Here is a 13,985-nt window from a genome sequence, read left to right as displayed (position 1 = left end):
GCCAACAGTTTGGCATGCTGCCGGCTGAACGCCCTGAGCTCTGCGAAGGGCCGGAGGAAGACGGGATCTCAGCATGCCAACAGTTTGGCATGCTGCCGGCTGAACGCCCTGAGCTCTGCGAAGGGCCGGAATCGCGGGTGGATTGCGTTTGCCGTCCTGGCAAACGCCCCTGCGGGGCCAGCCTGCGGCTGTCGCAATTTGCTCCCGGCAAATTGCTCGAACCTTGCGGAGGTTCTCACCTACCGCGTCATTCGAGCTTCAATCTACTGAATTTCAGACACAAAAAAACCTGCACTAAGCAGGTTTAATGGCGGACGCGGGAGGATTCGAACCTCCGACCGCTCGGTTCGTAGCCGAGTACTCTATCCAGCTGAGCTACGCGTCCATTTGTCGAAATTGTCGTGGCATTGTTATTTTGTGTCATATGGCGGACGCGGGAGGATTCGAACCTCCGACCGCTCGGTTCGTAGCCGAGTACTCTATCCAGCTGAGCTACGCGTCCAGCATGACACAAAATGGCGGAGAAGGAGGGATTCGAACCCTCGATACCCTTTTGAGGTATACACCCTTAGCAGGGGTGCGCCTTCAGCCTCTCGGCCACTTCTCCGCACTACGTTGCGGTGCGTATATTAATGTTTCAGGAAAATAAGTCAAACAATTTTTGGGGCTGGAATTCTTGTTTGCTGAGCTTTTAAGCAATTCGCACAATTATTGACTCAAACTCGTTAAAAATCACAAAAAACCCGGCAAACCCCTGAATTTTCTTTATTCTGCGTCGTTGCCGCTATAACCGCCAGGAGTTCCCTTTTCGGCCTGAATTCGCATATAAATTTCTTCTCTGTGTACAGAGACTTCTTTTGGCGCATTGACACCAATACGGACCTGGTTGCCTTTCACCCCCAATACAGTCACAGTGACTTCGTCACCGATCATTAAAGTTTCACCCACACGACGCGTTAAAATAAGCATATTAAGCTCCTTTCCTGTGATTCCAGCTTCCCATGGCCGCCAGGGCGGACCTGTCGGTTAAATGATAACCCAGAGAACAAATTTATGAAAATCTTACACTTAATTTTCTGTAATTAATAAAAGCCGGTGCAGTTCATTCGCCAGACTGACCAAATGACGTTCCAGCAGCAACACCGACAATTTAATTTCACTGCATTGGATAGCCACAGGCTCTGCAGCAAGAAGTTGTAACTGTTCCAGAACCACCGCCATCACCTCAGGGTTGGCTTTCACCCCCACCCCAACAACAGAGAGTTTCGCCAGCCCCGTGAATACCAGCCAATCAAAGCGTTGTTTTTCTGCCAATTCACCACACAGGTCTTCGACCACTGTCAGGTCCGCACGGTTCAGGCTGAAACCAATTTGTTGTGGACCCAGCAAACTAAAGAGATCGGTTTCCACCGACTGCCGGGCAAACTCTTTAAATAACTGGGTTTGTTGTGCCGTGCTGATCCCAGTCAGCTGCAACCAGACTTCATCTTTCTGACAAGCAATGCCGGTCAGTTTGGGTAAGCTCATACCTGCTCCCTGATAACAGATCAGACTGCCCTGATCCGGTTTAAAACTGGACAAGACCCGCAGTGGCACCTGATGAGTAGTGGCATATTCAATAGAACGGGAATGTAAAACTTTAGCCCCTAAACTCGCCAGCTCCAGCATACTGTCGCTGTCAACCACAGGTAAACGGTATGCTGCAGCACAAATTCTCGGATCTATGCTGTAAATACCATCAACATCGGTAAAAATCTGGCATTCATCAGCCTTCAGTGCAGCCGCCAGCGCCACAGCCGTGGTATCCGAGCCTCCTCGGCCAAGGGTGGTGATATTGCCTTCGATATCCCGGCCCTGAAAACCAGCGACAATCACAATGTGGCCCTGCTCCAGCTCCTGCCACAACCGCTCTGTCGCCACCGACAAAATACGCGCCCGGCTGAATTTATTGTCGGTCAGAATGCCCACCTGATCGGCCAACAATGACACAGCCGGGTAACCCCGTTTAATCAGTGCTATCGCCAGCAGCGCAATGCTGGCCTGCTCACCGCTGGCGGCCAGCATATCCAGTTCACGGGTCGAAGGCCGGCTGTCAATCTGATGCGCCAGCCCCAGCAGTCGGTTGGTTTCACCCGCCATCGCAGACACCACCACCACCACTTTATGACCGGCGCGTACAGTTTCCGTCAACTGCTCTGCCACCGCCTCGATACGCTCGGGGGTACCTACTGAGGTACCCCCGAATTTTTGCACATAAAGCGCCACAGAGAATTACAGCTTGGCAACGATCTGGGTTTTGGCTTCTGCCAGTACCCGAGGCAGTGCCGCTACATCGGTACCACCGGCCTGAGCCAGATCCGGCTTACCGCCACCTTTACCACCCAGTTCAGCAGCGGCCCAGCCAATCAGCTGGCCGGCATTCACTTTGTCGGTTAAGTCTGTGGTGACACCGGCAATCAGGCTGACTTTGTCATCAGCGGCAGTGGCCAGTAACACTACACCTGAACCAATTTTTACTTTGAGTTCATCCACTAAGGTACGGAAGCCTTTCGGGTCCACTCCAGGCAGTTGTGCAATCAGTACTTTTACGCCATTCACCAGCTCGGCTTTATCCAGCAGTGACGCACCTGCCGCACTGGCCAGTTTAGCTTTTGCCTGCTCCAGCTCTTTTTCGGTGGCTTTGCTCTTGTCGAGCGCCTGAGCCACTTTGTCGGCTATAGACAGCACGTCGCCTTTAAGCATCGCCGCCACAGTTTGTGCTTGCTGCTCTAACTGATGTAAATAAGCTAAAGCACCGGTCGCTGTGACCGCTTCAATCCGGCGTACGCCTGCGGCAATACCACCTTCAGCAACCACTTTGAATAAACCTATGTCACCGGTGCGGCTGACATGAGTGCCACCACACAATTCAATGCTGAACTCCCCCATCGACAATACGCGCACTTCGTCGTCGTATTTCTCGCCAAAGAGCGCCATAGCACCAGCAGCCTTGGCATCGTCAATCTTCATCAGACGGGTCAGCACTTCATGGTTTTGCTGAATTTGTTCATTGACCAGCTGTTCAATACGACGGATTTCATCGGCTTTCACTGCTTCAAAATGCGAAAAGTCAAAACGCAGCCGGTCCGGCCCGACCAACGAGCCTTTTTGGGTGACATGCTCACCTAACACAGTACGCAGTGCTGCATGCAATAAGTGAGTGGCTGAGTGGTTTTTACGAATGGCATCCCGACGGGCCTGGTCGATGGCCGCATCGACCATGTCGCCAACGGCCAAAGCCCCTTTTAAGGTGCCTTTATGGGCAAAAGCTTTGCCCACTTTAATAGTGTCTGTCACTTCAAACACGGCACCATTGCTTAAGGTTAAACGGCCGGTATCCCCCGTCTGACCACCCGACTCAGCATAAAATGGTGTCTGATCCAACACCACCAGTGCTTCAGTAGCGTCAGTTAATGACTGCACCTGCTCACCACCAAGCAAAATTTCCACCACTTTGGCCTGAGCCTTGACCTCGCTATAACCTTTGAAATCGGTGCACTGCGCCGAGCTCAGCGCCTGGTTGTAGTCAGCGCCAAAGTTAGAGGCCTGCTGAGCCCGTTTACGCTGCTCTTCCATCGCCGCTTCGAAGCCAGCCTGATCGACAGTGAAACCGCGTTCGCGCGCCACGTCATTGGTTAAATCCAATGGGAAACCGTAGGTGTCGTACAACTTAAAGGCGACTTCACCCGGGATCTCTGTACTGGAACCTAAAGCCGCCAGCGCGTCTTCCAGAATGACCAGACCACGCTCCAGCGTTTTACCAAACTGTTCTTCCTCCAGGCGCAGCACTTTTTCAATGACGGCCTGACGTTCCACCAGCTCTGGGTACGCTTCCCCCATTTGCTCCACCAGGGCTGCGACCAATTTGCTGAAAAACACGCCTTTGGCGCCCAGCTTATTCCCATGACGCACAGCGCGGCGGATAATACGGCGCAGCACATAACCGCGGCCTTCATTGGATGGCATCACACCATCCGCCACCAGGAAAGAGCAGCTGCGGATATGGTCCGCCACGACACGCAGCGATTTATCGGTTAAGTCGGTTGCACCTGTCACTTCGGCGGTGGCTTTAATCAGCGCAGCAAAGGTATCAATTTCATAGTTGCTGTGCACGTTTTGCAGAATAGCGGCAATACGCTCCAGGCCCATCCCCGTGTCCACGCTTGGTTTTGGCAGCGGGTCCATCCGGCCATCAGCATGGCGGTTGAACTGCATAAAAACGTTGTTCCAGATCTCGATGAAACGGTCGCCGTCTTCCTCCGGTGAACCCGGAGGACCACCCCAGATATGGTCGCCATGGTCATAGAAAATTTCGGTGCAAGGACCACAAGGGCCAGTATCACCCATAGCCCAGAAGTTATCGGACGCGTAAGGCGCACCTTTGTTATCACCGATACGGATAGCGCGCTCAGCCGGTACACCAATCTCTTTGGTCCAGATATCAAAGGCTTCGTCATCTGTAGCGTACACAGTGATCCACAGCTTTTCTTTGGGCAGCTTGACCACTTCGGTCAAAAACTCCCAGGCAAAACGAATAGCGTCCTGCTTGAAGTAATCACCGAAGCTGAAGTTACCCAGCATTTCAAAGAAGGTGTGGTGACGGGCAGTGTAACCGACGTTTTCCAGGTCATTGTGTTTACCACCGGCACGCACACAGCGCTGTGCGGTGACAGCACGGCTGTAAGGACGTTTATCCTGACCTAAAAATACATCTTTGAACTGCACCATACCTGCATTGGTAAACAGCAAGGTCGGGTCATTGCCCGGAATAAGTGAGCTGCTTGGCACAATTTGGTGCCCTTTGCTGGCGAAAAAGTCCAGAAAAGCCCGGCGAAGTTGGGCAGACGTCATGTACATAACCACATCCTACTGTTAAAGCTGTTTAAATAGCTGTTGGATCACCTGACCGTCAAAACCACGGCTTTGCAGGTATCTCATGCGTTTTTGTTTGTCCTGATAATCCACTATGGGTTTATCGGCGTATTTTTTCTGGTAAGCCTCTGAAGCAATACTCAACCAGTCGACATTTAATTCGTCCAGAACGGCCTGGACCAGGCTTTTTTCCAGCCCCTGTTCGGCACAAAGCTGGTTAATGTAAAACCAGCCATAACCTTTATGCAACTTTGCCTGGATGAGCTGACGGGCATAACGTAGTTCGCTTTGGTAATTCCGCTGCTGTACCCAGTCCAGCAAGTCTGCTGTTTGTTCAGCCGAAGCGCCTTTTTGCTTTAACTTTTGTTTCAGCTCCAGCGCACTGTATTCACGGCGCGATAACAAAGCCAACAGCCATTGCCGCAATTCCTGCTCTGTGAGAGGCTTTGGTTCTTGCGAAGGTTGCGGCTCTGCCATGCTCAGACTTCCAGTACAGCAGGCGCTGAGTTATCCAGTTGCAAGGCAAAAAAGGCGCTAAAAGATAAAAAGAATGCCACTTGCAGCAAAGGAACTATGACAATAAAAGCAAAACCCAAAGTAGCCACACCTAACATACCAAGCGTAACGGCCATAATAGCAAAGATTATAAGTGGAATGATGTTTCGCCAACACGCAGTTAAACTAGCAGTTAAAATAGCCAGCAAACGTTGCTCGTTAAGGAAATAAGCAATAGCCACCGCATAAGCAAATAGCATAAACACCAGACTCAGAACCACAGCAAGTAAAAACAGAGTGACAGGGTCCACTACCCCGGCCTTGGCTTGTTCCATAAACTGGGCGACCAGCAACATAAGCGGAATATTTGCCAGCAAATTCGCACCAGCCAACCGGATAAAAATACGGCGATAACGTTCTTCTTTGAAGACGCTAAAAATCAGCTGAAAACTAACAGTTTGCTGTTGTTGTAACAGCATTATGGTTTTATAAAAACCAGCACTTAAAAACGGATTGGCCAGTACCAACATAACACCAAGAACAGGATGCAACTGCGCCACCAAACTTAACACAGTGGTAAAAGCGACCATAGCAATCAAGGTGGATGGCGCCTGGCGGAACAATTCCCAGGCTTTGCTCAGCCATGATACAGCAGCCTGCATCGGCACCCGGCGTATGATAAGTTTTACCTGAACTTTCTGAACCACGAACTTTTACCCTTCTGTCACTGCGGCAGTCGAAGCCCAAATGGCCACAAAAAGAGGCGTATCTTACTGCAAAAGCGGGGGGAGTAAGAATAGTCAAAGCAGAAAAAGGCGATTTGCAGAGCGAATACGGCTTTGAAGGTCACCAGGCCGTGCAAAAACAGACGGAAATGCAGCAAGAAAATAGTGAAACGGTCCTAAAGCCGCCTTAGCTGCTGATGACACTTTCAATCATACAGCTAGGTGACGACCCATTCGGCTTTGCCGTGCAATTAGTGAGAAACACAGGGAAAAAAAGCTCATTCAAGTCTATACCGCAGTATCTGTTCACTAGTTACAAGCTTCCAACTTTTTAAGGCTATAAACTTTGGCTCCGTGAAAACATCGTGATGACAGCTCCTGAAGTAAAACTCGAATGAAAAGTGGACAACGTATAAACAGCTATGCAAATAAACTTAAAGCTTTCATCAAATTAAGCTTTTTAAAGATGAGGTTTAATTATGGTTGGCAGCTAACTCAACAAACACCCAAATCAGGTAATTTTGAAAAAATTTTGTTGACACCAATGAGATACAGCGCCAAGAATAAGGAGCCTTAACTAAAACTGCAATATATTCCTAAAATATAGGTTTAATTTCAGTGAGTATATGTAAATAGAAAACATCTTTCATTTTTAGCAGTTTATGGATTAAAAATCATATTACACAAAGGGACACTAAAATGCCTAACAAAATAAAAAAAAACTTATTCATGCCTGATATCACTTTTATTTACTAGTGGCAGTATTGCCATGCAGAATACAACTTCATGCGAGCACAATAACGGCATATATCACTGTGAAACAATTCACAAAACAGGGAATACAGACGTATATATAGATTTCACACAAATATACCACAATCAGTATAGACCTGAAATAAATTATTTATCTGGAAACCCTTACCCTAACTATGTAACAGCAGAGGATTTAGAGAATGAATTAGCAAGTCAGTATGATAAGACCCCTTGGAGTTACGAGGAAATACAAACACTCATATCAAGTCTTACAAAGATTAAGATAATCCTCAACGCATTAATTACTGCTTATAATTTAACCCCTGAAATGAAAGAGCAGCTTGCATCAGCTGCATTTCAGGCATCTGATCTTATAGACAAAATAACGGATGCAGGTCAAGTAACAAACCATTTGATTAATCAAGAATGGGGGTTTGCAGGAAGCCAACTGGCGACGATTGTTGGTGGCGCGGTAATTACGGCCATGCTTACAAGAGGCGGAGGCTCGATAATACTTCAAAGAACAATGATGCTAATTGCTGGCATGTATTTATTGCCTCGTATTGAATTGTTTTTAGATCAGCAATTAGAGGAGTTTAATTACATTAATTTCTTAGAACAAATAAATACAAGATTCAAAATTCCGAGCATATTTATAATTCCTGATGACATAAGCAATCAAATACTCTGCAGCACAATCCCTCCTCACAAAAGAGATTTATACCCGCACTGCATGACTCCACCTATAGTATTGGACTTAGATGGTAATGGTATAGAATTCATTACATTGTCAAAAAGCAAGGTAAAATTTGATGTGAACAATGATAAAGTTCAAGATAAACTTAGCTGGCCAACTAAAGGAAACGCTGTATTGTTTGCTGATTGGAATGGTTCCGGCACTATTGACACAAGAGCTGAATTTATGTTTTCTTTATATTCACCAAAGAAAACAGCATCAGATATAGAAGGATTGATGACATTTGACTATCAAGATGACGGGATAATTGATAGCAGTGACCCGATATATGAAAAACTGTATTTATGGGATGATTTGAATTCTGATGGTATTAGCTCTTCGGATGAGGTGGATAGTCTATCACTCCATGGTATTAGTCTTTATTTAAACCAACCATCTAAGGAGTCTATCAAGCACAAGCAGGTTGGGGAAAACAAGATAGAACATATATTTTATTTTGAAGCCCAAGAGAATAGAAGTGGTGCTTTACATTTAAAAGAAAAGAATGGTCATGCATATAGCATACTTTTAAAAACAAAGATAAATTAATCGAAGATGTAAACCCACAACAAACTACCACAAGGAACTGATTAATGAATGCCGTTTTTAATTATAGAATTTTTTTTATTTCTCAGTTTCCTTTTATCATCCTAAGTGTTGCCATCATTTTACTTTACACTACATATCCGCCAGGTGAGTTGATATCCAAACGCGGTTACGCATTTATTTCACATTTTTCACTAGCATTTCCAACGATAAGTACAATTTTAATACTGTACAAATTAAGCAGACCTAAAGAAATGTATTTTCATGCTGAAAAGTCACTGATAACATTTGGTAAAAAGCATGTAAGTTTGTCTAAGGTAAGCCAAGTATATATACTTAGTAGTGGATTCACTGGTTCATATTCAGTTGAGTTTATACGCTATCAGGAAGTCTTATTCAGGATACCAGAATGGTATTCATCCAAAGATGGCGTGGAATTTCTGAAATATCTAAAGGATTACTGCACAAAAAACAACATTAAATTAATTATTTAATACTTCGTCAGCCAGTATATTTTTTTAATTTTGTTGAAACATAAATTAACAATGAACCTATCAAAAATGCTGGACCAATATTCCCATAGCCAATAGATCTTAAAAATGGACCTAACAAAAAAACATGAACGACTGCGAACAATGGCAGTAATATCAATGCTTTTTTATAGTCGATTCCAATAACTAATTGCTCTTTACACTGTGGGCATGTTCTCACCTTCCCAGATGAATTTAGAACTTTAGAAAATACACTTATATCTATTTTGCAACATGGGCATTTCACAACAATATCCTTATCCATAATAATTACCCAACAACATATCATACTAACATGCAGCACGTAATTATTAATGGCGATGAAGCATTTAATCAAACATAGCTCATTATTACCTATTGTTCAACAAATGAAAATCTGAACTTTGGATAATTAACTTCCACATTCAAAAATAGGCGGCTACAAATGCCGCCTGTTTTCATCCAGCCATTCTATTCTTTTACAATATCCATTTCTTTTAAAAGATTAGTCGCACCATCAACTTTTTCCATCTGCCACAGCATATAACGGCTGTCAACATGGATAGAGCGGTTGGTCGCCGGGTCGTAGTCCCAGTTGGCAATAATACCTTCAATTACGCCATCAAAAAGCAAACCCACCAGCTCGGCTTTGCCGTTCAGGGTGGGTGAGCCTGAGTTGCCTCCCGTGGTGTCCACAGTACTTAAGAAGTTCACCGGCAACTGACCTGCCGCATTTTTATAATGACCAAAGTCGCCTTCTTTGATGGCTTCAAGCTGGGCTTTCGGCGCGTCAAACGGCTCCTCGCCTGTCGCTTTTTGTAAAATACCGGCCGTGGTGGTAAATGGCTGGTAGGTCACAGCGTCTTTTGGTGAATAGCCCTGCACTGAGCCATAAGTCACCCGAAGTGTGCTGTTCGCATCGGCGTACACGGGTTTGCCCTGGCTCTTGTTAAAGGCAATCACCGCTTCCATCACCAAAGGACGGGCGACCGCCATTAACCCCGCCTGTTCTTTTTGTTGTTGCTCTAAGGCCATCCGGCTGTCGTACATGGCCACGGCAAACTGGATTAACGGGTCGGTGCTGGCTTTAAACTCCTCCACCGATTTACCCATCCAGGCCAGGCGCTCAGCTTCGTCGCTTAATTGACTGCCCTGATAAATACCGGCCAGCTTTTGCCTGAGCGCAGCTTCATCCACCGCACCATTGAGGCCAAAATACCCATCAAAAGCCGCCAGGCGCTGCGCCTGAGGTAAAGCGGCGTATTGCTTCAGGAAATGCAGTGCCAGCTCCTGCTCCACTGTGACATCGAAGCTGCGGCTTAACCGCTTCATGGAGGCAGCAAAACGCTCCAGGTCGCGCTGCTGATAACCAGTTTCACGTTCTGCATCCGGCTTTTGTTGTTCCTGCGCCAGCCGGTAGAGCCGCTCGGCCGTGCTGAACAGCTGAGCATAACCGAAGTAATTCAGCACCAGGTCACGCTGCTGAGTTTCGGCCTGTTGTGCGACCAGTTGATTCAGCTGGCGCACTGCAGGGGCGTATTTCGCCTGACGGGCCGGGCTGGATTTAATCCAGCGGTTCAGTACTTTCTCAAACTCATCTTTACGCTGTTGCGTGCTGCCTGTCTGGTAGCTTTGGATCATGCCTTCGAAGTTTTTCGCATAGTTAGCCAAACCGGCCAGAATGCTTTCGTATTTGATCCGTGCTTCAGAGCCTTCAGGCGCATGTTGTTTAATCACCTCCATGGCTTGCTCGCGGTAAGCTTTGGATTGAGGTAACACTTGCGTAAACTGATTCCGTACATCTGCCGCACTGTTGTACCTGTTGGTACGGCCAGGGTAACCAATCACCATCACAAAATCGTTTTCCTGCACCCCTTTGGCCGACACTTTCAGGTAAGACGGCGGCGTAAAAGGCACATTGTCCTGGCTGAAATCGGCCGGCTGACCGTCTTTGCCGACATAAGCCCGGTAGAACGAATAATCCCCGGTGTGGCGTGGCCACATCCAGTTATCGATATCACCACCAAACTTGCCCACCCCACTGGCCGGGGCATGCACCAGCCGCACGTCACGGATTTCCATTTGTTTGATCAGGTAATACTCCAGACCGCCATGGAAGCTGTAGACGTCACAGCGGTAACCCGGAGTCTCGCACTCCGCGACCAGGCTTTTACGCAGTTCATCAATTTTGTCGAAACGGGCTTTGCCTTTTAATTGCGGGCTCAGTTCCTGATTAATGGCCGGTGTGACATTGGTCACTTCCTGAGTGACAAAGACTTTCGAACCAGGCGCAGCCGGCAATTCCTGTTCCAGCGATTGCGCTAAAAAGCCATTGGCCAGCAGGTTGTTGTCCGCGGTGCTGTTATGCTGAATACTGCCATAGGCGCAGTGATGGTTGGTGACCACCAGGCCCTGAGGCGACACAAAAGAGGCAGTACAGCCGCCGAGGCTAATCACTGCATTCATCGGAAAGGCCGTCAGCTGGGCAATACTTTTTGCGTCAATCTGCAAACCTTTGGCTTTTAATACAGCTTCCAGCTCAGGAAGCTGATGAGGTTGCCACATGCCTTCATCAGCCTGAACCACAGCGGCCAGGCTCAGTGCGAGAGTCAGAATAGTTTTTTTCATTGGGTATCCTTGGCTAGCGCCGGAATAAAGCGTATGTCACGCGGTTAACCTGCCCCATTCTGCGGTTTTTCTGCCAAAAGTAAACCCGGACTCTGCTTGAATTTCAGGGCTTTGACCTCATAATGCCCAAAGCTTTACCTGACAGGACAACCGCATGGAACCCGTACTGGAAAAATTGATCTACGCAACCCGCTGGCTGATGGCGCCGATTTACCTTGGTTTAAGCCTGGCCTTGCTGGCACTTGGCCTGAAGTTTTTTCAGGAGGTGTTCCATATTCTGCCGATCATCTTCAGTATGAAGGAGGTGGATTTAATTCTGGTGGTGTTGTCGCTGATTGACATTTCCCTGGTTGGTGGCCTGATTGTGATGGTGATGTTTTCCGGTTATGAAAACTTCGTGTCACGGCTGGATGTGGACGGCGACAGCGACAAACTGAGCTGGTTGGGCAAACTGGATTCCAACTCGCTGAAAAACAAAGTGGCCGCCTCTATTGTCGCGATCAGTTCCATTCATCTGTTGAAAATTTTTATGGACACCCAAAATATCGATAACGACAAAATCATGTGGTACCTGCTGATCCATATGACCTTTGTGGTGTCTGCCTTTGCGATGGGGTATCTGGACAAAATTACCAAAGAGTATGGCCGTAAGGATAACTTCTGATCTGACTGAACGCAGGCACGAGCCCTTCCGGCGCCTTGTCTGCGTCCATCAGCCAATTGCAGCCAGGCCTGTTGCCAGCCAGTCCCGTACTTCAGCTGCCGCCTGCCTGAGCTCAATACGCTGGCACTGGTTAAAGTCTGCATACTGTTTCAGTGCTTTTAGCAGCGCTTGTCTGAACCCTTCCGTCAGGCGGGTACCGGGCTCCAGCTGCAGATGCTGCAGCAATAACAGCCCTTCTTTTCGTTCTGCTTTCACATCCACCTGACCAACAAAGCGATCCCGGTACAAGACGGGCAAGCTGTAATAACCCACCTTACGTTTAGCCGCCGGCACATACACTTCCATCTGGTAATCAAACCCAAACAACTGGCGCAACCGTTCGCGTTGGATCACCAGGTTGTCAAATGGCGACAACAACCAGACTTTATCCGGGACTTTGTCAGTAAGCGCTAACTGGGGGGAATAAAAGTAAACCTGACCGTCTTTTGCGAAACTGCAGAGCCGGCCTTCTTGTACCGCACTTAGCAGCTGCTGTTGAACTTGGGTTTTGCAGTTCTTTCGTAAGTAACAAATTTGCCCTGCAGTGGCCACCGCCTGGCTTTGCAAAGTCCGTTCAATTAAATAGCTGGCAAATTCGGCAGCGGAAGGTTCTCTCAACCCAATGCACTGTGGATACAGTCGTTCCGTCAGCTCATAGAGCTTCTGAAAATTGCCCTGACGCAGCACCGACAAATGCCCTTGCATAAACAGCTGTTCCAGCGCCTGCTTGGCTGGCTGCCAGTTCCACCAGCCGCCCTGATTACTGCCCGATTCCGTAAAAAACCGTCCAGGTAAAGCGCCTTGTTCAGCTATGGTGGTCAGGATCTGCTGCATCAGCTCTTGCTCAGGATTAAACCAATGTGTCTCGCCCGCCCGCAGTGGCAGTTTGCGCTGCAGGCTGAAGCGAAAATCTTCCATAGGCAAAAACGCGGCCGCATGCGCCCAGTACTCAAACAGCTGCTGTTGTGCAACGGCTTGCTGCAGTAAATCAGGCTGGTAACGCCGTACTCTGTTAAACAACACATGGTGATGGGCGCGTTCCACCACATTGATGGAATCTACCTGCACATAACCGAGCTGTCGGACCACTCGGGCCACAGCCCCCTGACCTTGCTGGGGCTTTAGCAAGCCCTGTTGCTGCAACACCAGTTGACGTAATTGAGTTGGGCTGAATGGGCTGGACTGCTGTTTCATTTAAAATTTCAGGTAAAAGTCGGCTAATAAAAGTCGGTAGGCCTGACTGTACTGGCCTTGGGCATCCCGGATCAACAGCGCATTGCTTTCGCAAGGCCCGGGGGTGCGCTTGAATTGCATCAGCCATAAGCGGGCGGCTTTGCCCTCCCGCTCGCTGACCCGGCATAACCGATGCAAATGCCAGCCCTGCTGCAGAGCCTCGGGCACTAAGGTTTCAGCCACTGAGGCTGGCAATACCAGGGCGAGCGACGCTGAAGCGGTAGCTAAGCGGGCACTGACCTGCAGCAAAGACAGTAAAGGCAAGCTGTCGGTATGACGGGCCTGTGCCCGCCTGCTCTCTTCAGATTTAAGGCTGTTCTCAAAATAAGGTGGGTTGGAAACCAACAGCTGATAAGCCGCAACATGGTGATCCGCTGTGGCATAGGTTAGAATATCCGCCTGAATCACCTGGATCTGAGGTGCCCAGGGGCTGGCCTGCACATTCTGCCCGGCCTGCATTGCCGCCATGCTGTCAATTTCAACCGCATCAATCTGATACTGCATTTGGGCTGCAGCCAGGCGCTGCGCCAGCATCAGCGACAGCAAACCGCTGCCACAGCCGATATCAAGCAGACGCAGGGATGGTGCGCTGACAGGCAGCCGCAGCCAAGCGCCCAGCAGCAGTGAGTCTGTACTCACTTTCATGGCACACAGATCATGGGCAACAAAAAACTCTTTACAACGAAATCCCTGGTTCATCACAGGCCCTGCGCCGGAAAACGGCCAGTGTAAAAGAATCCGTAACG

General features: G+C 48.3%; 11 protein-coding genes and 3 tRNA genes. 3 read left to right on the top strand and 11 right to left on the bottom strand.

What is annotated here, in order from left to right; translation table 11 throughout:
* Positions 1 to 308, top strand: a 308-nt coding sequence (locus WKJ03_RS16120; RefSeq protein ID WP_337843263.1) for a hypothetical protein, incomplete at its 5' end; no start/stop codon positions are given.
* On the opposite strand, the gene WKJ03_RS16115 is transcribed toward WKJ03_RS16120, so the two are convergent.
* From WKJ03_RS16115 to WKJ03_RS16080, 8 genes are all read right to left on the bottom strand, one after another.
* A tRNA-Arg gene (locus WKJ03_RS16115) sits at positions 309 to 385 on the bottom strand.
* Positions 386 to 425: 40 nt separating this feature from the next.
* Positions 426 to 502: transfer RNA gene (locus WKJ03_RS16110), tRNA-Arg, on the bottom strand.
* A 14-nt stretch (positions 503 to 516) separates the two neighbouring features.
* Positions 517 to 607 (bottom strand) — tRNA-Ser (locus WKJ03_RS16105).
* Between the two features lie 158 nt (positions 608 to 765).
* Positions 766 to 969, bottom strand: a complete 204-nt coding sequence (csrA, locus tag WKJ03_RS16100; RefSeq protein ID WP_337843262.1) for a carbon storage regulator CsrA — start codon at positions 967 to 969, stop codon at positions 766 to 768.
* 99 nt (positions 970 to 1,068) lie between these two features.
* Complete coding sequence (locus WKJ03_RS16095) at positions 1,069 to 2,253, bottom strand: aspartate kinase (protein WP_337843261.1); 1,185 nt, start codon at positions 2,251 to 2,253, stop codon at positions 1,069 to 1,071.
* Between the two features lie 18 nt (positions 2,254 to 2,271).
* A complete protein-coding gene (gene alaS, locus WKJ03_RS16090) occupies positions 2,272 to 4,896 on the bottom strand; it encodes an alanine--tRNA ligase (RefSeq protein ID WP_337843260.1) in 2,625 nt (874 codons plus the stop codon).
* 15 nt (positions 4,897 to 4,911) lie between these two features.
* A complete protein-coding gene (locus WKJ03_RS16085; protein WP_337843259.1) occupies positions 4,912 to 5,388 on the bottom strand; it encodes a regulatory protein RecX in 477 nt (158 codons plus the stop codon).
* A 2-nt stretch (positions 5,389 to 5,390) separates the two neighbouring features.
* Positions 5,391 to 5,966: a hypothetical protein gene (locus tag WKJ03_RS16080; protein WP_337843258.1), complete on the bottom strand. Its 576-nt coding sequence runs from the start codon at positions 5,964 to 5,966 to the stop codon at positions 5,391 to 5,393.
* A 934-nt stretch (positions 5,967 to 6,900) separates the two neighbouring features.
* Here WKJ03_RS16080 and WKJ03_RS16075 point away from each other — a divergent pair.
* Positions 6,901 to 8,169, top strand: a complete 1,269-nt coding sequence (locus tag WKJ03_RS16075) for a hypothetical protein (RefSeq protein ID WP_337843257.1) — start codon at positions 6,901 to 6,903, stop codon at positions 8,167 to 8,169.
* 977 nt (positions 8,170 to 9,146) lie between these two features.
* On the opposite strand, the gene WKJ03_RS16070 is transcribed toward WKJ03_RS16075, so the two are convergent.
* Complete coding sequence (locus WKJ03_RS16070; RefSeq protein WP_337843256.1) at positions 9,147 to 11,303, bottom strand: S46 family peptidase; 2,157 nt, start codon at positions 11,301 to 11,303, stop codon at positions 9,147 to 9,149.
* A gap of 154 nt (positions 11,304 to 11,457) precedes the next feature.
* Between WKJ03_RS16070 and WKJ03_RS16065 the strand changes: the two genes are divergently transcribed.
* Positions 11,458 to 11,967: a TIGR00645 family protein gene (locus WKJ03_RS16065; protein WP_337843255.1), complete on the top strand. Its 510-nt coding sequence runs from the start codon at positions 11,458 to 11,460 to the stop codon at positions 11,965 to 11,967.
* A gap of 48 nt (positions 11,968 to 12,015) precedes the next feature.
* Here WKJ03_RS16065 and WKJ03_RS16060 read toward each other — a convergent pair whose 3' ends face one another.
* Positions 12,016 to 13,200 (bottom strand): crosslink repair DNA glycosylase YcaQ family protein, encoded by a 1,185-nt coding sequence (locus WKJ03_RS16060; protein WP_337843254.1) that lies wholly within the window; start codon positions 13,198 to 13,200, stop codon positions 12,016 to 12,018.
* Positions 13,201 to 13,938 carry a methyltransferase gene (locus WKJ03_RS16055; RefSeq protein ID WP_337843253.1) on the bottom strand — a complete coding sequence of 246 codons (738 nt, stop codon included), beginning with the start codon at positions 13,936 to 13,938 and terminating at the stop codon, positions 13,201 to 13,203. It lies immediately after the preceding gene.
* Between the last annotated feature and the right edge of the window lie 47 nt (positions 13,939 to 13,985).

The sequence above is a fragment of the Rheinheimera sp. genome, assembly GCF_037442525.1.
Lineage (GTDB): Bacteria > Pseudomonadota > Gammaproteobacteria > Enterobacterales > Alteromonadaceae > Pararheinheimera.
The sequence above is the reverse complement of the archived record's forward strand: the minus strand, read 5'-3'. Positions and strand labels throughout refer to the sequence as shown.

Coding starts and splice junctions, on each gene's coding strand:
- WKJ03_RS16065 (WP_337843255.1), top strand. CDS start 11,458: ATGGAACCCGTACTGGAAAAATTGATCTACGCAACCCGCTGGCTGATG.
- csrA (WP_337843262.1), bottom strand. CDS start 969: ATGCTTATTTTAACGCGTCGTGTGGGTGAAACTTTAATGATCGGTGAC.
- alaS (WP_337843260.1), bottom strand. CDS start 4,896: ATGTACATGACGTCTGCCCAACTTCGCCGGGCTTTTCTGGACTTTTTC.
- WKJ03_RS16070 (WP_337843256.1), bottom strand. CDS start 11,303: ATGAAAAAAACTATTCTGACTCTCGCACTGAGCCTGGCCGCTGTGGTT.
- WKJ03_RS16075 (WP_337843257.1), top strand. CDS start 6,901: ATGCAGAATACAACTTCATGCGAGCACAATAACGGCATATATCACTGT.
- WKJ03_RS16085 (WP_337843259.1), bottom strand. CDS start 5,388: ATGGCAGAGCCGCAACCTTCGCAAGAACCAAAGCCTCTCACAGAGCAG.
- WKJ03_RS16055 (WP_337843253.1), bottom strand. CDS start 13,938: ATGAACCAGGGATTTCGTTGTAAAGAGTTTTTTGTTGCCCATGATCTG.
- WKJ03_RS16060 (WP_337843254.1), bottom strand. CDS start 13,200: ATGAAACAGCAGTCCAGCCCATTCAGCCCAACTCAATTACGTCAACTG.